Origin of the sequence: Stenotrophomonas sp. STM01 (genome assembly GCF_014852135.1) — a bacterium.
GTDB lineage: Bacteria > Pseudomonadota > Gammaproteobacteria > Xanthomonadales > Xanthomonadaceae > Stenotrophomonas > Stenotrophomonas capsici.
In genome coordinates, this window is the sequence record NZ_JACVBA010000001.1 from 1,622,450 (window position 1) to 1,648,571 (window position 26,122).

General features: G+C 68.6%; 26 protein-coding genes. 16 read left to right on the plus strand and 10 right to left on the minus strand.

What is annotated here, in order from left to right:
- Positions 1–55: 55 nt before the first annotated feature.
- Complete coding sequence (locus IB227_RS07585; protein ID WP_192286847.1) at positions 56–649, minus strand: lectin; 594 nt, start codon at positions 647–649, stop codon at positions 56–58.
- Between the two features lie 110 nt (positions 650–759).
- Between IB227_RS07585 and IB227_RS07590 the strand changes: the two genes are divergently transcribed.
- Positions 760–1,311: a hypothetical protein gene (locus tag IB227_RS07590; protein WP_192286848.1), complete on the plus strand. Its 552-nt coding sequence runs from the start codon at positions 760–762 to the stop codon at positions 1,309–1,311.
- A gap of 3 nt (positions 1,312–1,314) precedes the next feature.
- Here the strand turns inward: IB227_RS07590 and hmgA are convergent, their stop codons facing one another.
- Positions 1,315–2,613: a homogentisate 1,2-dioxygenase gene (gene hmgA, locus IB227_RS07595; protein ID WP_132863267.1), complete on the minus strand. Its 1,299-nt coding sequence runs from the start codon at positions 2,611–2,613 to the stop codon at positions 1,315–1,317.
- Between the two features lie 169 nt (positions 2,614–2,782).
- Complete coding sequence (gene hppD / locus IB227_RS07600; protein WP_192287308.1) at positions 2,783–3,853, minus strand: 4-hydroxyphenylpyruvate dioxygenase; 1,071 nt, start codon at positions 3,851–3,853, stop codon at positions 2,783–2,785.
- 173 nt (positions 3,854–4,026) lie between these two features.
- Between hppD and IB227_RS07605 the strand changes: the two genes are divergently transcribed.
- Complete coding sequence (locus IB227_RS07605) at positions 4,027–4,521, plus strand: MarR family transcriptional regulator (RefSeq protein WP_132863263.1); 495 nt, start codon at positions 4,027–4,029, stop codon at positions 4,519–4,521.
- 48 nt (positions 4,522–4,569) lie between these two features.
- Here IB227_RS07605 and IB227_RS07610 read toward each other — a convergent pair whose 3' ends face one another.
- The 4 genes from IB227_RS07610 to IB227_RS07625 form a co-directional block, all read right to left on the minus strand.
- Positions 4,570–5,688: a hypothetical protein gene (locus IB227_RS07610; protein ID WP_192286849.1), complete on the minus strand. Its 1,119-nt coding sequence runs from the start codon at positions 5,686–5,688 to the stop codon at positions 4,570–4,572.
- Between the two features lie 352 nt (positions 5,689–6,040).
- Positions 6,041–6,595 carry a thioredoxin family protein gene (locus IB227_RS07615; protein ID WP_225591751.1) on the minus strand — a complete coding sequence of 185 codons (555 nt, stop codon included), beginning with the start codon at positions 6,593–6,595 and terminating at the stop codon, positions 6,041–6,043.
- Between the two features lie 49 nt (positions 6,596–6,644).
- A complete protein-coding gene (locus IB227_RS07620) occupies positions 6,645–8,138 on the minus strand; it encodes an oligopeptide:H+ symporter (RefSeq protein WP_192286850.1) in 1,494 nt (497 codons plus the stop codon).
- 197 nt (positions 8,139–8,335) lie between these two features.
- Entirely contained in the window at positions 8,336–9,208 is an 873-nt protein-coding gene (locus IB227_RS07625) for a tryptophan 2,3-dioxygenase family protein (RefSeq protein WP_132863256.1), read from the minus strand.
- Positions 9,209–9,574: 366 nt separating this feature from the next.
- On the opposite strand from IB227_RS07625, the gene pdhA reads away from it, so the two are divergent.
- The 9 genes from pdhA to IB227_RS07670 all read left to right on the plus strand — a co-directional run bounded on the left by pdhA (position 9,575) and on the right by IB227_RS07670 (position 16,331).
- On the plus strand, positions 9,575–10,663 hold the full coding sequence (gene pdhA / locus IB227_RS07630; protein WP_192286851.1) for a pyruvate dehydrogenase (acetyl-transferring) E1 component subunit alpha: 1,089 nt from the start codon (positions 9,575–9,577) through the stop codon (positions 10,661–10,663).
- Positions 10,656–11,729 (plus strand): alpha-ketoacid dehydrogenase subunit beta, encoded by a 1,074-nt coding sequence (locus tag IB227_RS07635; protein WP_132863253.1) that lies wholly within the window; start codon positions 10,656–10,658, stop codon positions 11,727–11,729. Before pdhA ends, IB227_RS07635 begins: the two co-directional genes overlap by 8 nt.
- Position 11,730: 1 nt before the next feature.
- On the plus strand, positions 11,731–12,084 hold the full coding sequence (locus tag IB227_RS07640; RefSeq protein ID WP_132863251.1) for an SH3 domain-containing protein: 354 nt from the start codon (positions 11,731–11,733) through the stop codon (positions 12,082–12,084).
- Positions 12,081–13,475: a dihydrolipoamide acetyltransferase family protein gene (locus IB227_RS07645; protein WP_192286852.1), complete on the plus strand. Its 1,395-nt coding sequence runs from the start codon at positions 12,081–12,083 to the stop codon at positions 13,473–13,475. The genes IB227_RS07640 and IB227_RS07645 overlap by 4 nt, the downstream gene beginning before the upstream one ends.
- A 151-nt stretch (positions 13,476–13,626) precedes the next feature.
- Positions 13,627–14,040 carry a hypothetical protein gene (locus IB227_RS07650; protein WP_132863247.1) on the plus strand — a complete coding sequence of 138 codons (414 nt, stop codon included), beginning with the start codon at positions 13,627–13,629 and terminating at the stop codon, positions 14,038–14,040.
- Positions 14,041–14,125: 85 nt separating this feature from the next.
- Positions 14,126–14,464 (plus strand): hypothetical protein, encoded by a 339-nt coding sequence (locus tag IB227_RS07655; protein WP_192286853.1) that lies wholly within the window; start codon positions 14,126–14,128, stop codon positions 14,462–14,464.
- A 9-nt stretch (positions 14,465–14,473) separates the two neighbouring features.
- Positions 14,474–15,100 (plus strand): DUF998 domain-containing protein, encoded by a 627-nt coding sequence (locus tag IB227_RS07660; protein WP_192286854.1) that lies wholly within the window; start codon positions 14,474–14,476, stop codon positions 15,098–15,100.
- 32 nt (positions 15,101–15,132) lie between these two features.
- Entirely contained in the window at positions 15,133–15,519 is a 387-nt protein-coding gene (locus tag IB227_RS07665; RefSeq protein WP_132863242.1) for a VOC family protein, read from the plus strand.
- Positions 15,520–15,569: 50 nt separating this feature from the next.
- Entirely contained in the window at positions 15,570–16,331 is a 762-nt protein-coding gene (locus IB227_RS07670; protein ID WP_192286855.1) for an SDR family NAD(P)-dependent oxidoreductase, read from the plus strand.
- A 158-nt stretch (positions 16,332–16,489) separates the two neighbouring features.
- Here the strand turns inward: IB227_RS07670 and IB227_RS07675 are convergent, their stop codons facing one another.
- The gene (locus IB227_RS07675) at positions 16,490–17,122 is read right to left on the minus strand and encodes an NAD-dependent dehydratase (RefSeq protein ID WP_192286856.1); all 633 of its coding nucleotides are present in this window, start codon (positions 17,120–17,122) and stop codon (positions 16,490–16,492) included.
- 122 nt (positions 17,123–17,244) lie between these two features.
- Here IB227_RS07675 and IB227_RS07680 point away from each other — a divergent pair, with 122 nt between their 5' ends.
- The 3 genes from IB227_RS07680 (at position 17,245) to IB227_RS07690 (ending at position 20,063) form a co-directional block, all read left to right on the plus strand.
- Positions 17,245–18,771, plus strand: coding sequence for a GGDEF domain-containing protein (locus tag IB227_RS07680; protein ID WP_192286857.1), 1,527 nt, complete (start codon positions 17,245–17,247; stop codon positions 18,769–18,771).
- Between the two features lie 90 nt (positions 18,772–18,861).
- Complete coding sequence (locus IB227_RS07685; protein WP_192286858.1) at positions 18,862–19,392, plus strand: sigma-70 family RNA polymerase sigma factor; 531 nt, start codon at positions 18,862–18,864, stop codon at positions 19,390–19,392.
- A gap of 11 nt (positions 19,393–19,403) precedes the next feature.
- Positions 19,404–20,063, plus strand: a complete 660-nt coding sequence (locus tag IB227_RS07690) for a hypothetical protein (RefSeq protein ID WP_192286859.1) — start codon at positions 19,404–19,406, stop codon at positions 20,061–20,063.
- A gap of 60 nt (positions 20,064–20,123) precedes the next feature.
- Here IB227_RS07690 and IB227_RS07695 read toward each other — a convergent pair whose 3' ends face one another.
- Positions 20,124–21,035 carry a DUF808 domain-containing protein gene (locus IB227_RS07695; protein WP_192286860.1) on the minus strand — a complete coding sequence of 304 codons (912 nt, stop codon included), beginning with the start codon at positions 21,033–21,035 and terminating at the stop codon, positions 20,124–20,126.
- A 181-nt stretch (positions 21,036–21,216) separates the two neighbouring features.
- Here IB227_RS07695 and IB227_RS07700 point away from each other — a divergent pair, with 181 nt between their 5' ends.
- On the plus strand, positions 21,217–22,869 hold the full coding sequence (locus tag IB227_RS07700) for an AarF/UbiB family protein (protein ID WP_225591752.1): 1,653 nt from the start codon (positions 21,217–21,219) through the stop codon (positions 22,867–22,869).
- Between the two features lie 4 nt (positions 22,870–22,873).
- Here the strand turns inward: IB227_RS07700 and IB227_RS07705 are convergent, their stop codons facing one another.
- The gene (locus IB227_RS07705; RefSeq protein WP_192286862.1) at positions 22,874–23,593 is read right to left on the minus strand and encodes a hypothetical protein; all 720 of its coding nucleotides are present in this window, start codon (positions 23,591–23,593) and stop codon (positions 22,874–22,876) included.
- Between the two features lie 304 nt (positions 23,594–23,897).
- Here IB227_RS07705 and IB227_RS07710 point away from each other — a divergent pair, with 304 nt between their 5' ends.
- Complete coding sequence (locus IB227_RS07710; RefSeq protein WP_192286863.1) at positions 23,898–26,006, plus strand: phosphoglycerol transferase I; 2,109 nt, start codon at positions 23,898–23,900, stop codon at positions 26,004–26,006.
- Positions 26,007–26,122 lie beyond the last annotated feature (116 nt).

Below are 26,122 nucleotides of genomic sequence, written 5' to 3' on the forward strand. Positions count from 1 at the left end.
CTCCCGACGGCAATGCGGCTGATTCTAGGCGCAGTCATCGCCTTTCCGCAGGAACTCAGCTGCACCCTTCCACGTAATCCACCTGCGGCGGCAGGCCAACCCGCCACGCTGTCACCTTGCCGTCGGCGCCCAGTTCGAACACCAGCCAGCCCTGGCTGCCATCGGCGGCGGGAACCCGCAGCACCTTGCCGCCTTCCACGTACTTGTGGGGCTGTGGTGCTTCGGCCTGTGCATACAGTGCCTGCAGCGGGGCCAGCGCCATGCCGACCTTGCCGCCGCCCGGGGCCTGCACGTCGGCGGCGCGCACGTCGTAGCGGACGAAATTGCCGCCCTCGAGCATGAAGGCGACGCCGTCGGCCCCCTGCCCGGCCGGCTGCAGGTAATAGCAGCCGCCGTCGGCCACGGCATCGCCCTGCAGCTCGCCATCCCAGACCGCGCGCATCTGTTCAGCATCGATCCCCAGTTGCAGGGGGCCATAGCCCTGCCAATCGGCGTTGCCGGTCACCGCGGCCTCGGCCGGGGCCGGCGCGGGCGAGCCCGCTGCCGCAGGGGCTTGCGGTGCCACCGGCGCATCCGGCGCGTCGGGGGTGCGGTTGCAGGCGGCCAGCAGGGCGAGCAGGACAAGCGAAGACAGGACGGTGCGGGTCATGCGGCAACTCCAGGGAGGACCGGGGGCCGAGTGTAGCGGCATGCCGGTTGTCATCGTGCTTTCACCTGCCGGACCCAGGCTTGGGCGTCCGCGCCGCCGTGTCACGTCCCATGCATCCGCGCAAAACCGAACTCGCCCTCTCCGTCCTGCAGGCCCATCGGGCACCGCTGGACCTGCGCCAGCGCCGTGCCCTGATCCTGTGCGATGGCAAGCGCAGCCTGGACGACCTGTCCCAGTTGCTGGGCAACGATGCGCCGGCGCTGGTCGCGCAGTTGATCCGCGACGGCTACCTGCTGGCCGATGCCCCCGACGCCCCACCGGCCGTCCCCGCGCCGGTGGCCATGGCGGCGCCTGCGCCTGCGCCGGCAGCAGCGGCGGCGGCGCCTGCCACCGAGCGCCGGCGCTCGATGGTGGCTGCGCGGATCTATGTGCTGGACATCCTGGCGCTGCAGCGCAACCCCACCGCGCAGCAACTGCACCGGCAACTGCAGTCCTCGCGCGAGGAAGGCGAGACGGTCAACGCGATCCGGCTGGCGCTGGCGCACCTGCCGGCGATGACCTCGGACGGCTACGCGCAACGCGTGCGTGGCCGCCTGCAGGAAGTACTGCCCGAGCCGCACCTGGCGACGGTGCTGCAGGCCACGCCGCTGCCGGCGGCCTGAGACTCAGCCTCTGGGCGGGGCGAAGTTGTCGCGCAGGCCGCTCCAGCAGGCCTGGTATTCGCGCTGGCGGTGCGGTGCGGCGATGGCCTGCTCGGTCGGGCAGATCACGCCGCGGGTCTCGAACATGAAGGCCATGGTGTCGGTGATCACGTCCGGCTTGGACAGGTCCGCGTTGGAGGCCTTGTCGAAGGTGGCCGCGTCCGGGCCGTGGCCGCTCATGCAGTTGTGCAGCGATGCGCCGCCGGGCACGAACCCCTCGGCCTTGGCGTCGTAGGCACCGTGGATCAGGCCCATGAACTCGCTGGCGATGTTGCGGTGGAACCACGGCGGGCGGAACGTATCCTGCGCCACCAGCCAGCGCGGCGGGAAGATCACGAAGTCCAGGTTGCTGGTCCCGGGCGTGTCGCTGGCCGAATGCAGCACCAGGAAGATCGACGGGTCCGGGTGGTCATGGCTGATCGAGCCGATGGTGTTGAAACGGCGCAGGTCGTAGCGGTACGGCGCGTAGTTGCCGTGCCAGCCGACCACGTCCAGCGGCGAGTGGTTGATGTCCGCGCGCCACAGCCGGCCATGGAACTTGGCGACCAGCTCGAACGGGCCTTCCACGTTCTCGTAGGCGGCCACCGGGGTTTCGAAATCGCGCGGGTTGGCCAGGCCGTTGCTGCCGATCGGGCCGAGGTCGGGCAGCTTGAGCAGCGCACCGAAGTTCTCGCAGACATAGCCGCGCGCCTGCCCGTCGGGCAGCTCCACCGCGAAACGCACGCCACGCGGGATCACCGCGATCTGCTGCGGTTCGACGTCGATCACGCCCATCTCGGTGCGCAGGCGCAGCCGGCCCAGCTGCGGCACGATCAGCAGCTCGCCGTCGGCGTTGTAGAAATAGCGGCCACGCATGTCGGCATTGGCCGCGTACATGTGGATGCCGGCACCGGCATGCGCATCGGGCGCGCCGTTGCCACCCATCGTGTACAGCCCTTCGATGAAATCGGTGGGCGTGGACGGCAGCGGCAACGGGCTCCAGCGCAGCTGGTTGGGCGATACCGCCGCATGGCTGAACTCGCCATGCAGGTTGGGCTGGTCGAACGGGGTGAATTCCCCGTGCATCACCGCCGGGCGGATGCGGTACAGCCAGCTGCGGCGGTTGCTGCCACGCGGCGCGGTGAAGGCGCTGCCGGTCAACTGTTCGGCATACAGGCCATGGGCGACGCGCTGCGGTGAATTGCGCCCGACCGGCAGGGTGCCGGGCACTGCCTCGGTGGCGAATTCGTTGCCAAAGCCGGATTGATAACCGTTGGTGACCATGGTGGCGCCCTTGCCTTGCGATTGAGCCCCTCTCCCGCAGGCGGGAGAGGGGTTGGGGTGAGGGTGGATCGGTTGCGGTGATGCTACGTGCTTCGGTGGCCTTTGCCCTCACCCCAGCCCCTCTCCCGCGGGCGGGAGAGGGGCTTCAGGCAAGCGCATCGTTCGCCGCTTACAGCACGCCGCGCTTGATCTGGTCGCGCTCGATGCTCTCGAACAGCGCCTGGAAGTTGCCTTCGCCGAAACCTTCGTTGCCCTTGCGCTGGATGATCTCGAAGAAGATCGGGCCGATGCAGTTCTGGGTGAAGATCTGCAGCAGCTTGCGCTGCTTGGTCTCCGGGTCGGCGTCGATCAGGATCTTGTTGCGGCGCAGGCGCGGCACGTCCTCGCCGTTGTCCGGGATGCGCAGGTCAACCACGTCGAAATAGGTGTCCGGCGTGTCCAGGAACTCGATGCCGCGCTCGCGCATGGCTTCGACGGTGTCGTAGATGTTGTCGGTGAAGCAGGCGATGTGCTGGATGCCCTCGCCCTTGTAGGCGTCCAGGTACTCGTTGATCTGGCTCTTCGGGTCGGAGGACTCGTTGAGCGGGATGCGCACGATGCCGTCCGGGGCGGTCATCGCCTTGGACACCAGGCCGGTCTTGGCACCCTTGATGTCGAAGTAGCGGATCTCGCGGAAGTTGAACAGCCGCTCGTAGTAGTCCGACCACTGCTGCATGTTGCCCAGGTACAGGTTGTGGGTCAGGTGGTCGATGAAGGTCAGGCCGAAGCCCTTCGGGTCCTGCTCGGCACCGTCGACCGGCACGTAGTCGGTGTCGTAGATGCTGCCGCCTTCGCCATAGCGGTCGACCAGGTACAGCATGCAGTCGCCGATGCCCTTGATCACCGGGGCCGGGACGGCACGGGTGTCGGCCAGCAGGCTGACTTCCTCGGCACCGTTGCCCAGCGCAGCGGCGAGCACCTCGGCGGCCGGCTTCTGGAAGCGGATGGCGAAGCCACAGGCGCAGGGGCCGTGCTTGGCCGCGAAGTCGGCGGCGAAGGAATCCGGCTCCTCGTTCACGAGGAAGTTGACGCCGCCCTGACGGTAGACGGTAATAGCACGCTGCCGGTGGCGGAGCACGGCAGTGAATCCCATGTTCCGGAAGTACGTGTGCAGCTGGGCGGCCTGCCCGGCCGGCGCGGCGAACTCGACGAACTCGAAACCATCAATGCCCATCGGGTTCTCGAAGGTGGTGACCTGCATGCCCGGATTGGGCGCGTGGGGTGCGGCGTGGGCTTGGGTATTCATGGGTTGCCTCCGATTGCGTGACCACTGCCGGGTGCCGGCGGTGTAAAAAACAGGAAGACACGCGCAAACGCGGGTCTGGACCGAAGGTTATAGTTTCACATGAAACCACCATCAAGGTGCACTGCAGCATGAGCTCTTCCGATTACAGCAAGTCCACCAGCATCCGGGCCTCGCATGTCCTGCTGGATCTCGAGCAGTTCCTGCCCTACCGCATCAGCGTCCTGTCCAACCGGGTCAGCGGCAACATCGCCCGGCTGTACGGCGACCGCTACGGCCTGGCCATCCCCGAGTGGCGGGTGATCACCATCCTGGCGCTGTACCCCGGCTCCTCGGCCAGCGAGGTGTCCGAGCGCACCGCGATGGACAAGGTGGCGGTCAGCCGCGCCGTGGCCCGCCTGCTGGAACGCGGCTTCATCAAGCGCGAGACGCACGGCGATGACCGCCGTCGCTCGGTGCTGGCGCTGTCGGCGGCCGGTTTCGAGGTCTACGAGACCATCGCTCCGCTGGTAATCGAGATGGAACGTCGGCTGATGTCGGTGCTCAGCGAGGAAGAGGAACAGGTGCTCGAGCGCCTGATCACCCGCCTGGCCGATGCCGGCCTGCCTCGCATGAGCGAAGCCTGAGACGTCGCCGGCCGCGGGCCGGCGGCGGAGGGCACGCGGCCGCGCGGCTCAGCTCAGGTGCTTGCGCTGGGCATAGATCCACGGCGCCGCCAACGCGGCGATCGCGCCACCGGCAAAGCCCAGCGCAGCGGCCACCGCCGCCGCTTCTATGCTGCCGGGCAATGCCAGCGCCGCCAGCAGCAACAGCACCGCTGGCAAACCGATGAACGAAGCCAGGAAGAACCGCCAGCGCGGCACCCAGGTGTGCAGTTGCATCAGGCTGGCACCCACCCAGGCTTCGCTGGCCCTGCTGCGTCCTATCTTGTCCACCAGCTTGACCAGATCGACCTCCGGCACGGACTTGCCGGCCGCCGCCAACGCCAGCTCGGCGTCAACTTCCGCAGGATCCGGCCAGTTCGAAGGCCATGCCTGCGGCGCTTCCACGCCATAAGCCGACAGCACCGGCAGGCTCAGCGCCGGCACGGCCAGCGCGCGCAGCCGGCGCTTGTCCAACACACACCAGACCTGTGCCCGTCCGCCACTGTGCACCTGGTACAACGACAGCTGCTCGGCCGCCGGATAGGGCAATGCGGTCACGCGTGCGGCCAGGGTTTCCACGCCCATCGCGCGCAGGAAACCGGCGCGGGCACGGCCGGTCTGCGTCCATGCCACGCCCAGGGGCGAGAGCAGCATCACCTCGGCCAGATCGGTGCCCCCGGCGGTGGCGCGCTCGTCGCTGGCCAGGTAGGCCGCCAGCGAACGCGGCTCGGCGACATCTGCCTTGCCCCAGCGCTGCGAATGACCGAGCAGGAACTTCAACGGCACCCTCGCGGCAACCGTCTCGCCGCGGGCGTTGTCCGATGCGAACGGCAACACCGAGGCAACGAAGGCGCGCAGTTCATTGCCGGGCGAACTGCTCCACTCCGGCGGCAACAGGCCGGCGAGCAGGCCATTGCGGGCCACCTGGTCGATCTGCTCCTTCTGCTCGACCAGCCGCATCACCGCCGACTGCAGCATGATGTTCGGCGGTACCGCAGCCTGCGGCAGGCGCGAGGAGGCTGGTACCGGCGAGGTGTCCTCGGCGGCCGGCGTCTCGTCGAGCAGTTCGTCCACGCTTGGCAGGCTGACGCTGGCCGACGCGACGGGCGGGGTATCGACGATGGAGGGGGAATCAGAAGCAGGCTGCATGGCGAAGACGGAGCGGGCCGTGCGCAGGCGGAGATGCATCCGTTAGCGGCCGCGCGGGGGGAATATGAAGGCATGCGGCGCTACCCCTCCCCCGCCCTCCCCTTCGCTGCGCGAAAGGAAGGGGGCAGATCACGGCGAGCTGCGCCTTCCCCGCAAGAGCGGCCTCGGCTGCGAAGCCGGAGTGCGGCCCATCGCGTGGAAGCTCCCCCTCCCAGCCTCCCCTTCGCTGCGCGAAAGGGAGGGCAAATCACGACGAGCTGCGCCTGCCTCGCAGGAGCGGCCTCGGCCGTGAGGCCAGTGCGCAAACAACAACGGCGCCTTCCGGCGCCGTTGTCATCCCCGCCGCCGCGGCTCATTGCGCGGCCGGCGGTGCCCACTGCTTGAGGAAGGCGAAGAACTTCTCGCGGTCGTAGCCCTTGCCCTTCTCCAGGTCGCCGGTGAACTGCGAATGCAGCAGCTTGCCTTCGGCATCGAGCACGAACAGGTGCGGGTAGCCCTTGATCTCCGGGTAGCCGGACAGGAACGCGGTGTTCTCGTTCTCTTCGCTGAAATTGACCTTCATCCACACGTAGTTGCCATCACGGAAGCGGCGGATCTCCGAATCCCCTTCCATGAAGGCATCCAGCAGGTGGCACCACGAGCACCACTCCCCGCCCACGTCTAGGATGATCCGCTTGCCGCCACGCTGGGCCTCGACCTTGGCCGTTTCCAGGTCGGCGACCGGGTTGCGGGCGGGGTCGAACTGCGCGTTGAGCGCGGCCACCGCGGCGATATCCGCCGCGGTGGGGGTGTTGCCCGAGGACACCGGCTGGCTGGTGTCAGCCACCGGCGCCTTCTGTTCGGAGGTATCCAGCGGCTGCACCTTCTCCACCGGCGGTGGCGGCTGGTTGCAACCGGCCACGGCCATGGCGAACACCAACGGGACCACTCCAAACAGCTTGTTCATCGGTCTTTCCTCACTTCACGCCATGCATGAGCTTCTGCACCAGCGGGGCGATCAGGAACAACAGCACGCCTGCAGCCAGCAGCGACCAGAAGCCGAAGGTATACCCCTTCAGGGCCGATTCCACCGTCATGCCGCTCTCGCCGCTGACCACCGCGGCGAAGATGCCCGACAGGTTGTTGCCGATGGCGGTGGACAGGAACCAGCCGCCCATCGCCAGGCCCACGACCTTGAGCGGGGCCAGCTTGGTGGTCATCGACAGGCCGATCGGCGACAGGCACAGCTCACCGACGGTCTGGATCACGTAGACCATGAACAGGGTCCAGAACGGGATCTTGCCGGCGCCGTCGACCAGCGAGGACAGCGCGTACATCAGCAGCAGGAAGGCCAGACCGTTGAAGATCAGGCCCAGGCCGAACTTGCGCGGGATCGACGGGTTGGCCTTGCCCAGTGCGGTCCACAACCACACGAAGATCGGGCCAAGGGCCAGGATGGCCACCGAGTTGACCGACTGGAACCAGCCGATCGGGAAGGTCCAGCCGCCCAGGTCGCGGTTGACGATGTTCTGCGCCAGGAAGTTGAACGAGCTGCCGGCCTGTTCGAAGAACATGAAGAACAGCACGTTGAACACGAAGATGATCAGCATGGCGATGGCACGGTCACGGGCCACCTTGCCCTCGCGGATGCCCTCAACCAGGATCATCACGCACAGGGCGGTGAACAGCGCGCCCAGGATCCAGCCCAGGATGCCGGCGTCGATGGACAGCAGCGCATAGGCCACCGGCACGGCCACCAGCGAACCCACCAGCACGGCGATGGTGCGGCCCATGCCTTCACCACCGGCCGGCGGCTTGCCGATGTCACCGAGCTGGCGACGGCCGAACCAGAACCACACCAGGCTGATCAGCATGCCCACGCCCGAGGCGATGAACACGTACTTGTAGGCCGGCATGGCTTCGGTGCCGAACACGTTCTCGGCCAGGATGCCGGTCAGCACCGGTGCGACCAGCGCGCCGGCGTTGATGCCCATGTAGAAGATGGTGAAGCCCGAGTCACGGCGCGAGTCGTTGATGCCGTACAGCTGCCCGACCATGCTGGAGATGTTCGGCTTGAACAGGCCGTTGCCCGCGATCACCGTGGCCAGGCCGATACGGAACACCTGGTCGTTGGGGATGGCGATCAGAAACAGGCCCAGCGACATCACCGCCGCACCGATCAGGATCGAACGCTGGTAACCGATGATCCGGTCGGCGACGAAGCCACCGAACAGGGCTGCCGCATACACCAGCGCCAGGTAGGCGCCGTAGAGCTTGCTGGCACCGGCCTGGCTCTCGGAGAACTGGGCGACGATGTACAGCGTCAGCGCCCAGCGGATGCCGTAGAACGCGAAGCGTTCGAAGAACTCGGTCATGAACAGCATCCACAGGGGGCGTGGATGGCCGAGAAGGTTGGTGAACGCCGGCACGGGCGCCGGGTTGGATGCGGAATTGGGCGCGGCAGCGCTCATGCGGGTGTCCCCTGAGTCATTCGATGGGCAAGTGATGCGAAAGAAGTCGGCCGGAACCGGCGCGACGGGCGAGCATCACCGAAGGGCCGGCTTCACGTCAAATCCACAGAAGGCTTGCCCGGGCCGGCCGGCGGCGGCCGGAAACGCCGCAGGGGCGCCCCGAGGCGCCCCTGCAAGCTGCTGAATACGTTGGATTTTCAGGCACCCGCCGGCGGATCGGCGCGGATGCTGGTGCGGACTTCGAACAGTTCCGGGAAGAAGGTCAGCTCCAGCGCCTGCTTGAGGAACCCCACGCCGCTGGAGCCGCCGGTGCCCCGCTTGAAGCCGATCACCCGCATCACCGTGCGCATGTGGCGGAAGCGCCACAGCTGGAACTGGGTCTCCAGGTCCACCAGGTCCTCGCACAGGGAGTACTCGCGCCAGTAGCGGTCGGTGTCCTGGTAGATGTTCTCGAAGACATGGCGCAGCGCCGGGTCGCTGACATGCGACTGGGTCCAGTCGTGGCCCTCGTAGGTGGCCGGGATGGCATGGCCGAAGCGCGACAGGTAGGCCAGGAACTCCTCGTACAGGCTGGGGGCCTCCAGCACCTCGCGCAGCTGCGCCTGCCCGGCCGGGTCGTGTGCGAACACGCCCAGCATGTCCGCGTTCTTGTTGCCGAGCAGGAACTCGATGTAGCGGTACTGCAGCGACTGGAAGCCGGACGAGGGCCCGAGCACGTCGCGGAAGCCCATGTATTCGGACGGGGTCAGGGTTTCCAGCACCGCCCATTGTTCGGTCAGCAGGCGCAGCACCTGCTTGCCGCGGGCCAGCACCTTCCGGCACTGCCAGACCTCGTCGCGCTGCAGGTGGGCACGCGCGGCGCGCAGCTCGTGGGCCAGCAGCTTCAGCCACAGCTCCGAGGTCTGGTGCTGGATGATGAACAGCATCTCGTCGTGGTGCGGCGGGTTGGACAGCGGCTGCTGGGCCGACAGCAACTGGTCCAGGCGCAGGTAGCCGCCGTAGGTGAGCCGGCCCTGCAGGTCGGTGTGGATGCCTGCCTCGAGCTCACGCTGGTTCTTTTCTACGGTCATCGGCCTTGCCATCTGCGCGGGGCGCAAAGGGTAACGCAGCCGCACGCCCGGTAGCGCGGCGCCAGGCGCCGCCGGGTATTGCCGGGATCGCATGCCGGGCATGGCCCCGCACGGCCGGCATCCCCGACGGCGCGGTTCCGCGCAAACGGAATAAGAACACTTGCGATGGCAACCGGCGCGACAATGCCCTGCCTTGGCGCGGCCTTGCTGAATACGCTGTATTTGCTCGGCCGTGGCGAGGGCCATGGAACGAACCCGGCATTTGTACGGTCAGTCGTGCTGCGCCGCAGGACGGCTTTTCCGGCCTGATTCCTTACCATGCGCAATTCCTATCATTTGAAACCATCTGTTCAAGGTGTTGCTGCAATGACGGTTTCCGCCCAGTTCCAAATCGACTACCTGCAGTACCTGGATGCCGAAGGCAGCCTGGTACGCGACGACCTGCCGGAGTCGCTGCGCGACCCGCGCAGCCTGCTGCCGCTGTTCAAGCAGATGCTGGCCACCCGGGTGTTCGACACCAAGGCGGTTGCCCTGCAGCGCACCGGCAAACTCGGCACCTTCGCCTCCTGCCTGGGCCATGAAGCGGCCCACGTCGGCATCGGCGCGGCCATGAAGAGCGGCGACGTGTTCGCCCCCAGCTACCGCGAGTACGGCGCGATGTTCATGCGCGGCGTGCGCCCGCGCGACGTCCTGATGTACTGGGGCGGCGACGAGCGCGGCAGTGACTACGACCGCGACAGCGACGCCGTCCGCGACTTCCCGATCTGCGTGCCGATCTCCACCCAATGCCTGCACGCGGCCGGCTCGGCGCTGTCGTTCAAGCTGCGCGGCCTGCCGCAGGTGGCGGTCACCGTCTGCGGTGACGGCGGCAGCTCCAAGACCGACTTCTACGCCGCGGTGAACTCGGCCGGCGCCTACCAGCTGCCGCTGATCCTGTGCGTGGTCAACAACGGCTGGGCGATCTCGGTGCCGCGTTCGGCCCAGACCGGTGCCGAGACCCTGGCCCAGAAGGGCCTGGCCGGCGGCCTGTTCTGCCTGCAGGTGGACGGCAACGACCTGATCGCGGTGCTGGCGGCCATGGAGCAGGCGCGCGAACGTGCCCTGTCCGGCAAGGGCGGCACGGTGCTGGAGTTCCTCACCTACCGCCTGTCCGACCACACCACCGCCGACGACGCCCGCCGCTACCGCGACGACGCCGAGGTCAAGGCCGCCTGGCAGCGCGAGCCGCTGATCCGCCTGCGCAAGTACCTCACCGCCGCCGGCGTGTGGAGCGAGGAGGAAGAGAAGGCCTGGATCGCCGAGTGCGGCACCCGCGTGGACGAGGAGGTCAACGCCTACCTCAACTGCCCGGTGCAGCCGGTCGAGGCCATGTTCGATTACCTGTACGCCGATCCGCCGCCGGACCTGCTGGCCCAGCGCGCCGCCGCCATCGCCCTGGAGCAGCGCCATGGATGACATCAAGCGCGCCCTTCCCGGAACCCCGGCCGGCCACGACGTGGCCCACAGCGCGGCCAGCAACAGCGGAGAAACCACCATGACCGCCACCCCGATCACCCTCATCGAAGCCGTCACCCAGGCCCTTGCATGGGAAATGGAACACGACCCGTCGGTGCTGGTGCTGGGCGAGGACGTGGGCGTCAACGGCGGCGTGTTCCGCGCCACTGCCGGTCTGCAGCAGCAGTTCGGCGCACAGCGCGTGCTGGACACCCCGCTGGACGAGACCACCATCGCCGGCCTCACCGTCGGCCTGGCCGCGCAGGGCATGAAGCCGGTGGCCGAGGCCCAGTTCGACGGCTTCGTCTACCCGATGGTGGACCACATCATCTGCCACGCCGCGCGCCTGCGTAACCGCACCCGTGGCCGCCTGCACTGCCCGATGGTGCTGCGCGTGCCGTGGGGCGGCGGCATCCGTGCGCCGGAGCACCACAGCGAGGCCAACGAAGCCATCTTCACCAACGTGCCGGGCCTGCGCGTGGTGCTGCCGTCCAGCCCGCAGCGTGCCTATGGCCTGCTGCTGGCCGCGATCCGCGAGCCGGATCCGGTGATCTACATGGAGCCCAAGCGCATCTACCGCCAGTACAAGGAAGTGGTCGCCAACGATGGCGAGGCACTGCCGCTGGACGTGTGCTTCGTGCTGCGTGACGGCACCGACGTGACCCTGGTGACCTGGGGCGCGCAGGTGAAGGAAGCCCTGGAAGCAGCCGACAAGCTGGCCGGCGAAGGCATCAGCGCCGAAGTGATCGACGTGGCCACGCTGCGCCCGCTCGACTTCGCCACCATCGCCGAGTCGGTGGCCAAGACCGGCCGCTGCGTGATCGTGCAGGAAGCGCCCAAGACCGCCGGCTTCGGCGCCGAGATCGCCGCCCGCCTGGCCGAGGAGTCGATGTACGACCTGCTCGCCCCGGTCGAGCGCGTCACCGGCTATGACACCCACATCCCGCTGTTCCGCCTGGAAATGAAGTACCTGCCGAGCGTGGAGCGGATCGTGGCGGCGGCCAAGCGCGCGGTGGCGGCGGGCTGACATGCAGGCACGCCTGACCGGCAGCCACCGCAGCCAGTACCGCAATCCGTTGCATGTGCACACCGGGCAGATCGTCGCCCTGGGTGTGCGTGACGAGGAATGGCCGGCGTTCGCGTGGGTGACCACCGACGCCGGCGATGCCGGATGGACGCCGATTGCCTGGTTGCGGATGCTCGACGACGGCCGCGCCGAAGTGCTGCGCGACTACAGCGCGCGCGAACTGGACGTGGACCGTGGCGAGCAGGTGCGGCTGCACCATGAACATGGCGGCTGGTGGTGGTCCGAGCGTGCCGATGGCACGCAGGGCTGGCTACCGGCACGCGAACTTGAATTGCTGGAAGAGAACTGCACATGAGCCAGACCAAGAGCTTCAACCTGCCCGACCTGGGCGAAGGCCTGCCGGACGCCACCATCGTGGAGTGGTTCGTCAAGGAAGGCGACGTGATCAAGCTGGACGAGCCGCTGGTCTCGATGGAGACCGCCAAGGCCGTGGTCGAGGTGCCCTCGCCGGTGTCCGGCAAGGTACTGAAGCTGGCCGGCGCGCCGGGTGACATCGTGGTCACCGGCCACATGCTGGCGCACTTCGAGATCGACCCGAACCTGCCGCAGCGTGCCGAAGGCCAGGACACCGGCCACCACCACGGCGCCCCGGCACCGGCCGCTGCGGCACCTGCACCTGCCGCAGCGCCGGCACCGGCTGCCGCCGCCGAACGTGCCGACGAAGGCACCGTGGTCGGCGCGATGGTCAGTTCCAATGCCGTGCACACCGAGCAGGCCGTGGCCGTCGGTGGCGTCAAGGCGGTGCCGGCCGTGCGCGCGATGGCGCGCAAGCTGGGCGTGGACCTGGCCCGCGTGCGTGCCACCGGCGCCGACGGCGCGGTGACGATGAACGATGTGAAGCAGGCGGCCGAAGCCGGTACCGCCCGCGTCGGCGCACCTCTCCCGCGTGTGGGAGAAGTCGGCGCACAGCGTGCGCCGGGTGAGGGCGCTCCCCCATCCGCCCTGCGGGCACCTTCCCCCGCAGGCGGTGGAAGGGATGAAGCCGCCCGCACCCCGCTTTCCGCCGCCGGCAAGCCGATGCGTACCGCGCCTCCGGGCGTGGTCGCCAAGGGCCAGCCGGAACCGCTCAAGGGCGTACGCCGCAACATGGCGCGGGTGATGGCCGATGCGCACAGCAAGGTCGTGCCGACCACGCTGACCGACGACGCCGACATCCACGCCTGGGCACCGGGCAATGACATGACCTCGCGCCTGGTGCGCGCGATCGTGGTCGCCTGCCAGACCGTGCCGGCGATGAATGCCTGGTTCGACGGCGACAACCTCACCCGTACCCTGCACGCGCAGGTCGACATCGGCATCGCGGTGGACACCGACGACGGCCTGTTCGTGCCGGCCCTGCGCAATGCCGACATGCTCGACGCCCGTGGCGTGCGCGAGGGCATCAACCGCCTGCGCCAGCAGGTGGAAGACCGCTCGATCGCCGCTTCGGAATTGAGCGGCTACACCATCTCGCTGTCCAACTTCGGCATGTTCGCCGGCCGCTACGCAACGCCGGTCGTCGTGCCGCCGTGCGTGGCCATCGTCGCCGCTGGCCGCGCCCGCTTCCAGCTGACGCCGGTGATGGGTGGCGTGGAAACGCACAAGGTCATCCCGCTGTCGGTCACCTTCGACCACCGCGCCTGCACCGGCGGCGAAGCCGCCCGCTTCCTGCGTGCGCTGATCGACGACCTGGCACGGACCAACTGACCGGTCCTGCCACCGCAGTCCCGGGGCCCGCAGTGATGCGGGCCCTTTTTTTGGGATCGATGCAGCGGTTCCCCCCTGCTGAACACGCATGCACGCCTGCGGGCCGTTACCATACGGCCCGCTACTTCAATGGGAAAACGCAATGGGAATAATGACAGGGATGGTTGTCGGCGCCGTGATCGGGCTGGGGGCATTGAACGTGATGGCACTGATCGCCAGGAACAGCGGCCGGCCGTTCGACCAGACCACGCTGACCAGCGATGAAGACGTCCTGGCGCAGGTCGCCACCTGGGCACAGGCCAATGGCTACCACCTTGCCAGCGAAGCCGGCCCGAACCGCGTCTACCGCAAGGGCAAAGGCTTCTTGACCGCACCGATGTTCCTGGAGGTCAGCCGCGACGGGAACCGCTACACCTTCCGCAGCTACACCCGCATCAACGGCCTGATCATCAAGGGCGACATGGCCCTGAGCGGTGGCAGCTTCGTCGCCAGCGTGCCGCGTGCAATGGCCCGCAAGGCGCAGAACCTGCTGTTCGCCCAGCTGCACGCGCCGCCAATCCACTGATCGTTGCCAGGCCGGCGGATACCGCGGTGTCATCCTCCGGCGTTACGATGGGCCGGAAAGCCACGCACACGATTCGGTAAACACCATGGACGCTTGGATCTGTACGCAATGCGGTGTACGCAATGGCATCGAGGCACGCGTGTGCTGGCGTTGCGGCACGCATGCCGACGGCAGTGCCCCCGACCCCGAGGCGCACGCGCCGGGCGTCGTGCATGTCCAGGGGCCGCGACAGATGACATGCCTGCGCTGCACCGACAGCGAAATGGCCTTCATCGGTCGCCGCCGCTTCCACGAGGGCTCGCAGGCGATGCCGTTCCTGCTCGGCGAACTGGGCGAACTGTTCGTGCACCGCGAGGAATTCGACCTGTACGCCTGCCCGTCGTGCGGCAAGGTGGAATTGTTCCTGTCCAGCACCCCGCAGTAAGGCGCGCCGATGCAGGACAGGCGCTGGCTGGTCGGATTGTTCGTGCTGGTCTATCTGGCCATGTTGCTGGGCGGCGCGGCGCTCAAGCCCGGGTATTCGCCGGTGGCGCAGTACATCAGTGAACTCGGTGCCACCGGCAGCGCGCACGCGCGGCTGATCAGCCTGGCCGGCTTCATCCCGGTGGGCGTGCTGGGCGCGGTGCTGCTGATGGTGATGGCCGCGCGCGTACCGCTGGTGGGTATCGGGCGCGTCGGCTACTGGCTGCTGCTGTGCGAACCCCTGGCCTGGATCGGCTCGGCGCTGGCGCCATGTGACCTGGGCTGCCCGCACGGCGGCAGCGTCTGGCAGGTGCTGCACAACCTGTTGGGCGTGCTGACCTACCTGGGCACCACGCTGGGGCTGGTGTTGATGGCGGCCGCGCCCGGCCTGCGGCCCGCCACCCGGTTGCTGTGGATCGCACTGGCGATGGCCTGGCTGCTGCTGTTCCTGCTGATGGGCAGTCCCGCGCTGGCTGACGTGCGCGGTTTGCTGCAACGCCTGGCCGAATGGCTGGTCTACGGGGCGCTGTGCAGCGCCGCCTGGCGCCTGGCCGGCCCGCGCGCCATCGCAACCGGCGCTGCAACCACACGCGGGTAAGCTGCCGGCTTCCCTGCCACCCGGAGCCCTCCATGAGCCACCGCAGCCGTCTTGCCGGATTCATCATCGATTGCCAGGACACCGACAGCGACACCGCCGCCGCGTTCTGGGGCGCCGCACTGGGGCTGGAGGCCGAGCCCAGCGAATCCAACACCGATGGTTCGCAGTACAGCCGCCTGCGCGATGCCCCCGGCCACCTGAATGTCGAGGTGCAGCGTGTCAGCCACGCCTCACGCGTGCACCTGGACATCGAAGCGGACGACATCGACGCCGAGGCCGACCGCCTGGAAGCCCTGGGCGCCCGCCGCATCGGCTTCGTCAAGCGCTGGTGGGTGATGGAAGCGCCAACGGGCCATCGTTTCTGCGTGGTACGCATGCATCACCCCGAGCAGGGAGCGCCACCGCGCGTCTGGGAGTGAACACCCACGGCATCGGATAATCCGCGCAGCCTTCCCTGGAGATGCAGCCAATGTCCGTTCCCACCCTCACCGGTGCCCGCGTGCTGGTCGCCGGCGGCAGCCGCGGCATCGGCCTGGCCATCGCCGACGCCTTTGCCCGCGCCGGCGCGCGCATCAGCCTGTGCGCACGCAATGCACAGGTACTGCAGCAGGCCGCCGTGCTGCTGGAGGCCACCGGTGCGCAGGCGGTCCATGCGCAGCCCTGTGACCTCGCCGATCCGGCGCAGATCGCGCAGTGGGTGGACGCCGCGGCCACCGCGCTTGGTGGCATCGACATCGTCGTCAACAACGCCTCCGGCTATGGCAACGGCAATGACGATGCCAGTTGGCAGGCCGGCTTCGACATCGACCTGATGGCGGCCGTGCGCACCAACCGCTGCGTGCTGCCCCACCTGCGCCGCAGCGCGATGCCGGCCATCCTCAACATCAGCTCGATCAACGCCTCGGTGCCGACCCCACGCGCGGCAGCGTACTCCACGGCCAAGGCCGCGCTGAACTACTACACCACCGCGTTGGCCACCGAGCTGGCGCACGAGCGCATCCGGGTCAATGCCCTGGCGCCGGGCTCGATCGAATTCCCCGGCGGCCTGTGGGAGCGTCGCCGCAGCGAGGAACCGGCGTTGTACGCACGGATCCGCGACAGGATCCCGTTCGGCGGCTTCGGCGATGTCGAGGACGTGGCGCAGGCAGCGTTGTTCCTGTGTTCGCCGGCGGCGCGCTGGATCACCGGGCAGGTGCTGGCGGTGGATGGCGGCCAGTCGCTGCCTGCGTGACCCTCGCAGGAACGGCCTCGGTCACGAAGCCGATCAGGGTTCCTGCACGAGAGCACCCCTCCCCTGCCCTCCCCTTGCCTGCGGCAAAGGGAGGGGGCGTAGGAACGGCTTCGACCGCGAGCCTGCGTCAGAAACAACGTCCCCCCGCCCTCCAGAACTCACGCCAACGCCGCCGAGCCCACCACCCGTTCGCCCGGCGTGGGTGCCAATACCGCCTCCACCAACGCCCCGGCGATCCGTTCGGCCGGATTGATCCGCCAGGCCTTGGGCAGCACCGGCCCCAGCGCGCTCAATACCACCAGGGCGGCGTGTTCACCGGCACGTTTCTCCAGCCGCTCACCGCCGATCAACCCTGGCCTGACCAAGGTCAACGCATCGAACCCCAGCGCGCGCAGGTCGCGTTCCAGTTCGCCCTTGACCCGGTTGTAGAAGAACCTCGAAGCGGCATCGGCTCCCATCGCCGAGTTCAGCGCGAACACCGCGCAGCCCCGCGCCCGTACCGTGCGGGCGATCAGCAGCGGGTAGCCATGGTCGACCTGGCGGAACGCCTCGCGCGAACCGGCCTGCTTCAAGGTCGACCCCAGCGCGCAGATCGCCGCATCCACCTGCCACCACGGCGCGTCCAGCGGCAAGGCGGCGAAATCGTGCACCGGGTTGTGCAGGCGTGCATCGACCACCGGCAATGGCCGCCGGGTCGGCGCCACCACCGCGCTGCAACGCGCATCGGCCAGCAGGCGCCGCAGCACCTGCGCCCCGACCAACCCGGTCGCCCCCGCCAACAGCACCCGCATGTCCCGCTCCTGTGATCGACTGCGATTCAAGCCCCCCACCACCTTGCCGATAATGAGGCTTGGATACCACCCCGCCCGGGGGCGCCTGCGCCCCCCCGCATCCCCACCCGAACCCGCGCGCCATGGCCGACAGCTCCGATTCCTCCGCACCAGGCAGCCTCGGGCTGGGACGCATCCTGTCGCGTCGGACCAGCCCTGCGCCGCGGCCGGAACCGGCGACGCTGGACAACCCCGGCATGGCCCTGCTGCAGCGCCTGTTCGTCGGCGCCGACAGCCCCGAGCCGCTGCTCGGTGCCTTTGCCCAGGGCATGTGCAGCCTGCCGGGTGAACTGGGCGACATGGGCCAGCGCCTGCACAGCGCGCATGCCGAGCGGGACTGGGAGCGTTATGGCCGCCTGATGCGGCAGCTGATCGACAAGTACATCCGCACCATCGAGCAGGAGCAGCCCGTCGGCAATGGCGAGGCCGCGCAGCTGCGCGACCTGCTGGCCAACACGCTCGATGCGGTGCTGGCGAGCCTGATGCAGCATTCGCCCGAGCTGGAGCAGCAGGCACGGCGGATGGGCGAGGAACTGCGGGCCTGGCGCAGCGGCCAGGCCCTGCAGCCGGTGGCCCAGCACCTGCGCGAGTTGTGCCACCAGGTCGGCGTGCGCAGCGAGGGCCTGCAGGAGCAACGCGACCTGCTGCTGAGCCTGTTCGACCTGCTGCTGGAGAACATCACCGAGCTGCTCGACGCCGACAGCTGGCTGCACGGCCAGATCCGCAGCGTGCGCCAGCTGCTGTCCGGTCCGCTGGACGGCGATGCGCTGGAGCAGACCCGCAATGACCTGCGCGAAGTGATCTACCGGCAGGGGTTGCTGCGCCAGGGCATCGACGAATCCAAGCAGGCGATGAAGGAACTGATGGTCGATTTCATCGACCAGGTCGACGGCATGGCCACCGAAACCGGCGAGTACCACGACCGCATCGCCAGCTATGCCATCGCCGTGCGCCAGAGCCGCAGCATCGCCGACCTGACCAGCCTGCTGCAGGACGTGCTGCAGGACACCGCGCGCGTGCAGGCTCAGGCCGCGCGGGCGCGTGACCACCTGGCCAATGCGCGCGCCGAAGCACAGGCCGCCGAGCAGCGCGTGCGCCAGCTGGAAACCGAACTGGCCGAAGCCGGCAACCAGCTGCGCACCGACCCGCTGACCGGCGCCCTGAACCGGCGCGGGCTCGATGCCCTGCTTTCCAGCCTGCCCGACGACGGGGCCACGCTCAGCATCGCGCTCCTGGACCTGGACCACTTCAGCCAGACCAACGCCGCCTTCGGCCACGCCGGCGGCGACCGTGCGCTGCGCCACCTGGTCGCCACCGCGCAGGCGCGACTGGGCAGCCACGGCCACGTCGCCCGCCTCGGCGGCGACGAGTTCGTGCTGGTGCTGCCCGCCATGCCGCAGGCGCAGGCACAGACCCAGTTGCGCCGCCTGCAGGAAGCGCTGGCCCAGCGCCCCTTCCTGCAGGACGACCAGCGGGTGCACGTACGCTTCAGCGCCGGCACGGCGCAACGCCGCCCCGGCGAGCCGACCGAGTTGCTGCTGCAGCGCGCCGACCGCGCGCTCTACGCCGCCAAGCAGGCCGGCCGCGACCAGATCCGCAACGCCGACTGAGCCGCCTGCCGTGCGGCCGGCACCGGCCGACCGCGACCGCCTCCTCCCCGCCGCTGTGATATTCCCTGCGCTGGTGCGAATCACCCTTGCATGGACATCCCCGTGACCGCCAACGCCACGCTGCAGCACCACTTCGCCGACCTGCTGCAGCAGCACCAGGGCATCGTGCTCAAGGTGGCCCGCGCCTGGAGCCAGGCAGCGGAGGACCGCCGCGACCTGGTCCAGGACATCAGCATCCAGGCCTGGCGCGGCTTCGCCTCGTTCGACCCGGACAAGGCCCGGTTCGGCACCTGGCTGTACCGGGTGGCCCTGAACGTGGCCATCTCCCAGCAGCGCAGCCGGCAGCTGCGGCAGCGCCACCACGGCACGCTCGCCCCTGACCCGATGGAATCGAGCCTGGCCGTGGAGGACACCGCCGAGCAGGCTGCCCAGCGCGCGCAACTGCATGCCGTGATCCACGCCCTGCCGCCACTGGACCGCGCCCTGTTGCTGCTGCACCTGGATGACTGCAGCCACCAGGAGATCGGCCAGGTGCTCGGCATCAGCGCCGGCAATGCCGCCACCCGCCTGCACCGCCTGCGCCAGCAACTGCGCCGGCACCTGTCCCCTTCCCAAGACTGACGAGGCCCCCGATGGAACTGGAACAGCTCAAGGCCGCCTGGGCCGACCAGGCACGACGCATCGACGCGCTGGAAGCCACCGCGCTGGAGGCCTGGCGGCAACCGCGCCAGCAGCAGGTACGCCGCCGCCTGCGCGGCTTCAGCGCGCTGCAGCTGGGTTGGCTGCTGGTGTGGATCGTAGTGACGATGCTGGCGGCGGGGTTCTGGATCGCGCATCGCGACGTCCCGCACCTGCTGCTCACCGGCCTGGCCTTCCACGTGTATGGCATCGCCGCGATCTGGGTGTCCATCACCCGCGCCCTGCTGGCGCTGCGCATCGACATGCTCGATGCGCCGGTCCTCCAGCGGATGCAGCAGTTGGCACGGCTGCAACGCTTCACCGCAGCCACCGAACTGGCGCTGGGCCTGCCGTGGTTCTGCCTGTGGCTGCTGGCCACGCAGTGGCTGTGCGTGCAGTGGCTGCACCTGGACCTGTACCGGCTGGCGCCGCAATGGTTCGTTGCCACGCTGGGCTTCGGCATCGTGGCGATGCTCGCCAGCGCCGCGCTGGCGCGCTGGGCACTGCGTCGGCTGCCACCAACGCATGGCCTGCAGCGCCTGCTGCAGAGCCTCTCGGGTCACTCACTGGCACGCGCGCAACAGCACCTGCGTGAGCTCTCCACCCCGCCGTGATCCATGCCACGGGGCGTCATCGCATGCAGCGCGGCCCGGGCCGCGCTGCATGCCGGCACCTCAGTGCGCCGGCGCGGAGCCGCCGCGCAGCTTCTGCACCAACGTCACCACCGCCAGCACCACCGCACCGATGCCCACGCCCACCACCACGCTGCCCAGCGCGTTGGCCAGCCACTCCAGGTGGGACGGGGCCAGCCCGACCACGAAGTGGTGCAGCGCCGGGATCGAATGCACCAGGATGCCGCCGCCGACCAGGAACATCGCCGCCGTACCGGCGATCGACAGCCCGCGCATCAGCCACGGCGTGGCATGCAGGATGCCGCGCCCGAGCGCGGCCATCGCCTTGCCCTTGTCCAGCATCCACGCGCCGATGTCATCGAGCTTCACGATGCCCGCCACCAGGCCGTAGACGAACACCGTCATGCCCAGTGCCACGGCGATCAGCGTGGCCACCTGCTGGCCGAACGGCGCGCTGGACACCACGCCCAACGACAGCACGATGATCTCCGCCGAGAGGATGAAGTCGGTGCGCACCGCACCCTTGATCTTGTTCTTCTCCCAGGCCACCACGTCGGTCCTGTCATCGGCCAGCGCGCGGGTCAGCTCGGCCTTGTGGGCGTCGTCCTCGTCCTTGGAATGCAGGAACTTGTGCGCGAGTTTTTCCACGCCCTCGTAGCAGAGGAAGGCACCGCCGAGCATCATCAGCGGGGTGATCGCCCACGGCAGCCAGGCGCTGATCGCCAGCGCCGCCGGCACCAGGATCGCCTTGTTGAGCAGCGAGCCCTTGGCCACCGCCCACACCACCGGCAACTCGCGGTTGGCGCTGACCCCGGTCACCTGCTGGGCATTGAGGGCCAGGTCGTCGCCCAGCACGCCGGCGGTCTTCTTGGCCGCGACCTTGGTCAGGATGGAAACGTCATCAAGCAGGGTGGCGATGTCGTCGAGCAGGGCGAACAGGCTGGCTCCAGCCATGGGGAGGTTCCGAAGGGGGAAGAGCTGCCGATTCTCACTCATCGGTGCGCCGCAACGCGAGGGGGCCGCATTCACCCTTCGCCCACCCTTCCGCGGCCACACTGGGGATCCCTGCCCCTGTGGACCCCTGCGTTTGAACGAGCAGCCCACCACCAGTGACAGCCCGGCCACCGTTGGCGGCATGAGCCGCCGCCAGCAGATCGTTCGCCTGCTGCTGCGCTATCGCAACTCCGGCGTGTTCTCCGGCATCTCGCTCGACGGCGAGCTGCCGCGCCTGGCGCGCGCGCCGGCCGCCGGTGACCCGACCCAGTTCGTCGCCGACCTGGAGGCGCTGGGCGCCACCTTCGTCAAGCTCGGCCAGGTGTTGTCCACCCGCCCGGACATGATCCCCGCCGAGTACGTGGCCGCGCTGGAGCGCATGCAGGAGAAGGTCGCGCCGATCCCGGTCGAGCAGATCCGCGCCATCGTCGAGGAAGACCTCGGCGCGTCGATCAGCAAGCTGTTCAACTGGTTCGACCCCGAACCGCTGGGCTGCGCCTCCATCGCCCAGGTCCACCGCGCGCAGTTGCGCGATGGCCGGGAAGTGGCGATCAAGGTGCAGAAGCCGGACATCGCCGCGCAGCTGCGCTCGGACATCGGCGTGCTGCGCAGTTTCGCCAGCGCCGCCGACCACCTCACCCGGGTTGGCCGCAAGGTGCGCTTCTCCGATTGGCTGGAGGAGTTCGCCAAGACCCTGCGCATGGAACTGGACTACGAGGCCGAGGCGGCCAGCCTGGCGCGTTTCGGCCAGCACCTGGCGCCCTATCCGGAGTTGTGGGTGCCGCAGCCGATCTGGGACCTGTGCAGCCGGCGCGTGCTGACCATGGAACTGGTGCCCGGCGTGCGCGTGGACGCGATCCCGCCGGTTCGCCGTACCGAACAGCCGATGCTGCCGTTGGCCGCCGCGCTGGTGCGCGGCTACCTGGACCAGATCTTCGTGCATGGCGAGATCCACGCCGACCCGCACCCGGGCAACCTGCGCGTCACCCCGGACGGGCAACTGGCCATCTTCGACCTGGGCATGGTCGCGCACGTACCGCCGCGCCTGCGCGAACGCCTGCTCAAGCTGCTGTTCGCCGCCGTCGATGGCCGCGGCGAGGAAGTGACCGACGAGATCATCGCCATCAGCACCCGGCTGGAGGACTACAACGAGGAACGCCACCTGCGCGAGACCGGGCAGATGATTGCCCGCTACGCCGCCAACGGCACCGTCTCCGAGGGCCAGGTGGTGCTGGAGATCGTGCGCATCGCCACCGCCAGCAACCTGCGCACGCCGCCGGAACTGAGCCTGCTCGGCAAGGCGCTGCTCAACCTGGAAGGCGTGTGCCGGGTACTGGCACCGGAGATGGATACACGCAAGGTGGTGGAAAAGCAGCTCCAGCACGTGATGCGCGCGCGGTTCCGCAAGTCGCTTTCGCGCGCCAACCTGGCCAGTGAGGCGATGGAGCTGCAGCACCTGCTGCGCGACGGCCCGCGGCGCATGTCCGACATCCTCAGCCTGGTCGCCGAGAACCGCCTGCAGATGAAGGTCACCGGGCTGGAGGAGTCGCGCCTGATGGAAAACATCCAGAAGGTCGCCAACCGCATCGCCGCCGGGCTGATCACCGCCGCGCTGCTGCTCTCCTCGGCCTTGCTGATGCAGGTGCCTACGCGCTTCACGCTGTTCGGTTACCCGGCGTTCGCGATCCTGCTGTTCCCGCTGGGCGTGGCGATCGGCATGGGCCTGATCGTCAGTGCGTTGTTGTTCGATCGCCGCACGCGCTCACGCGAACGCGAGGAACGCGGCCACCGCTGAAGGCTCAGGCAGCCTTGGGATGCAGCACGACCGAGGGCGTCGCAGGCATGCCCGCGCACTTGCCATTGAAGAATTCGACGCTGTCGCCGGCCTCGCGCACGGCCAGCGCATACAGCAACGGCAGCGCACTCGGCGCCAGGTGCATGTGCCGCTCGCCGCCGGGCGCGGGCAGCCGGCATTCGGCCAGGCGCACGATGTCGCCCTCGTCGATCAACTGGCCCACCTGGTCACGGAAGCACGACACCTGTTGGCGCGTGGCATCGTCAGCATCCGGGCAGATGGTGCCGATGCCGGCGATCAGGACGCCCTGCTCGCGCAGTGGCCGCAGCCACGCCGCCAACGCGGCATGTTCCAGCGCCGACAGCTCCGAATCCAGGCTGATCTGCACCACCGGGATATCCGCCTGCGGGTATAGCGCCTGCACCAGCTGCACGACTTCCGGATCCAGCGGATGACTGCTGTCCAGGCGGGCACTCGGCATGTCGAGCAGGCCGGCGACGCGGCGCGCCACCCGCGTGGATACCGATTCCATCGCGTGCAGGCTGTCCTGCTCGGGCGCGATGCTGATGCAGACCCCGCGCGTCTGCCAACGCGGCGAGACACACACGATCGCGCGCGGGCGCGGGTAGGCCTGGGTGGCCTGCTGCAACGCGGCGGCATCCCAGCCAGGCACGGACAACTCTTCCAGGCCGGCGAACAAGGCCGGCATGCGTTGCAATTCCATTGGTTTCCCCTTGAGGCGGGGGCCGGCTCCTGTTGCTGGCCGCCATCGATGGCGACCGTAAGAGCTGCTGTTCCCCGGAGATCGGTGATGGCCTGCGGCGCCACTTCACCTTGCGATGCACAAAATGATGCCTAGCACGTCATGGCTGGATCATGAATAGGCGAATTGCCCATTTTTGACCGAAACATTTCAGTCAGGTTCCTGTAGGCAACATCGATTCCCCGCATCGTCATACGCCTGCAATGCAGCGATGGTGCGGGCCTGCGCTCACCGCAGGCTTTCCCTCCGCTACCCACGTGACCGCATGCATTGGATCATCGGGCTGTATCTGGCGGCGCTTGTCGTCCTGCTGCTGTTGTCCTCCACCCTGGCCCGGACCAAGGCCAGCCTGCTCACCGCGTTGCTGTTGGCCTTCAGTGGCTGGTGGCTGATCGACCAGCTCAGTGGCGATGGCATCAACTCGGCCACGCTCTACCACCTGCGCAGCGACATGGATGGTGCCGGCGTCGGCGATTTCAGCGCCTACATCCTCGGCTTCGCGTGCCTGGTGATCATCTCGTTCTCGCCGTTGCTGCTGCTGCGCGTGCGCCGCCTGCGCCTGCCGCGCTTCGGCATGCCGGTGTTCACCGGCTTCGCCGCGCTGCTGGTGGCCTGCGTGCTGGCCAGCCCGCTGTACAGCGACCTGCGCCGCCTGCAGCAGCAGATGAAACCGGTGGACTACAGCGCCGTGGTGCCCGAGTACGTGATGCCCTCGGCGCCGCTGGCACGTCGCCCGAACATCGTGTGGATCTACGGCGAAAGCCTGGAACGGACCTACCTGGACGAGCGCGTCTTCCCCGGGTTGATGCCCAACATCCAGCGCCTGGCCAGCCAGGGCCTGGACTTCCGTGACATCGCCTCGGCCGATGGCGGCGGCTGGACCATCGCCGGGCTGGTGTCCTCGATGTGCGGCGTGCCATTGACCACCGCGCAGGGCGACGAGAACAGCATGGGCCGGATGGGCAGCTTCCTGCCCGAGGCGTTCTGCCTGGGCGATTACCTGAAGCAGCAGGGCTACGGCAACCACTACATGGGCGGGGCCAACGGCCAGTTCGCGGCCAAGGCGGACTTCCTGCGCACGCACGGCTTCGACGACGTGCGTGACCTGGCCTGGTTCGAGCAGCAGGACATCGCGCGCAAGCACTTCTCCAACTGGGGCGTGCATGACGACGTGCTGCTGGACCGCGCGTTCGACCGCTTCCTGGAACTCTCGCGCGGCGGCCAGCCGTTCATGCTGACCGCCCTGACCATGGACACGCATCACCCGGCCGGGCACCTGCCGGTCGCCTGCAAAGGCACGCGCTACCGCAGCGCGCTGGGCAACATCGGCCTGCTCAATGCACTCAAGTGCAGCGACCGGCTGATCTCGCGCCTGGTCGAGCGCATCCGCAGCAGCGAGTTCGGCGACAACACGCTGGTGGTGCTGGCCTCCGACCATCTGGCCATGCCCAACGATCTGAGCCACGTGCTCGAACAGCAGCGCCGCGAGAACCTGCTGGTGTTCCTGGGCAAGGACATCACCCCGCGCCAGGTCACCGCCACCGCGGGCACCACGCTGGATTCCGGCGCCACCGCGCTGCAGCTGATCGACCCGGCGATCTCGGCGATCGGCTTCGGCCGCTCGCTGCTGGCCTCGCCACGCCCGGACAGCGCCAGCGTCGCGGCCCTGCGCGGCGACGCGGGCAGCAGCTACGCGCCGTACCGTGCGTTCGCGCGCTCGTTGTGGCTGGGTGGCGACCAGCCGCGCATGCTGCGCCTGGAGGACGAGAAGGTACTGGTCGGCGTGCAGCAGGTGCAGCCGCCGGTGCTGCTGGAGTACGACAAGGACTGGCAGCTGGCATCGATGTACCTGGAGAACACCTCGCGCAAGTTCGAGGAGGCCGACCCCACGCATCGCCTGGCCTACGTGGACCGCTGCACCGCCTTCGAGGACGGCTCGGCCGACGGCCAGTGGTGTGCGCTGCTGGTCGATGCCGACCAGGGCATGCGCATGTTCCGCGACGCGCAGCTGCGCCGTGGCATCGCCATCGATGCACCGCTGCAGCCGTTCACCGGGCCACGCCCGAGCGTGCGCCAGTCGCGCATGATCAGCCGCCAGCCCAGCCACGCCAAGCCGGGCCAGTACGTGCTGGAGCTGTACGCCGCGCAGCGGCCCACGCGTGCGTTCTGGGTGGAAGCGGTGTCCTCCAGCCGCAAGGTGGTGCTGGCCCAGCAATGGGTGCAACCGGACAGCCAGGGACGCATCACCATGCCGGTGGGCGTGGACCATGACATCGACGACCTGGAGATCCGCGCCTGGCTCAGCCATGCCGAATCATTGGCGGTGGAAGGGTATGCGTTGTTGCCGGCGCCAGCGGGGTTCCCGCGCTCCTGAGGGCGCGGGAAGCAACCCGGGCGCTGCGCCGCGGGGCGGGGTTTGAGACGATCCGGTGGCTTCGCGGCCAAGGCCGCGCCTGCCGACCCCGATGCGCATGACGGTGTCGCCCCCTC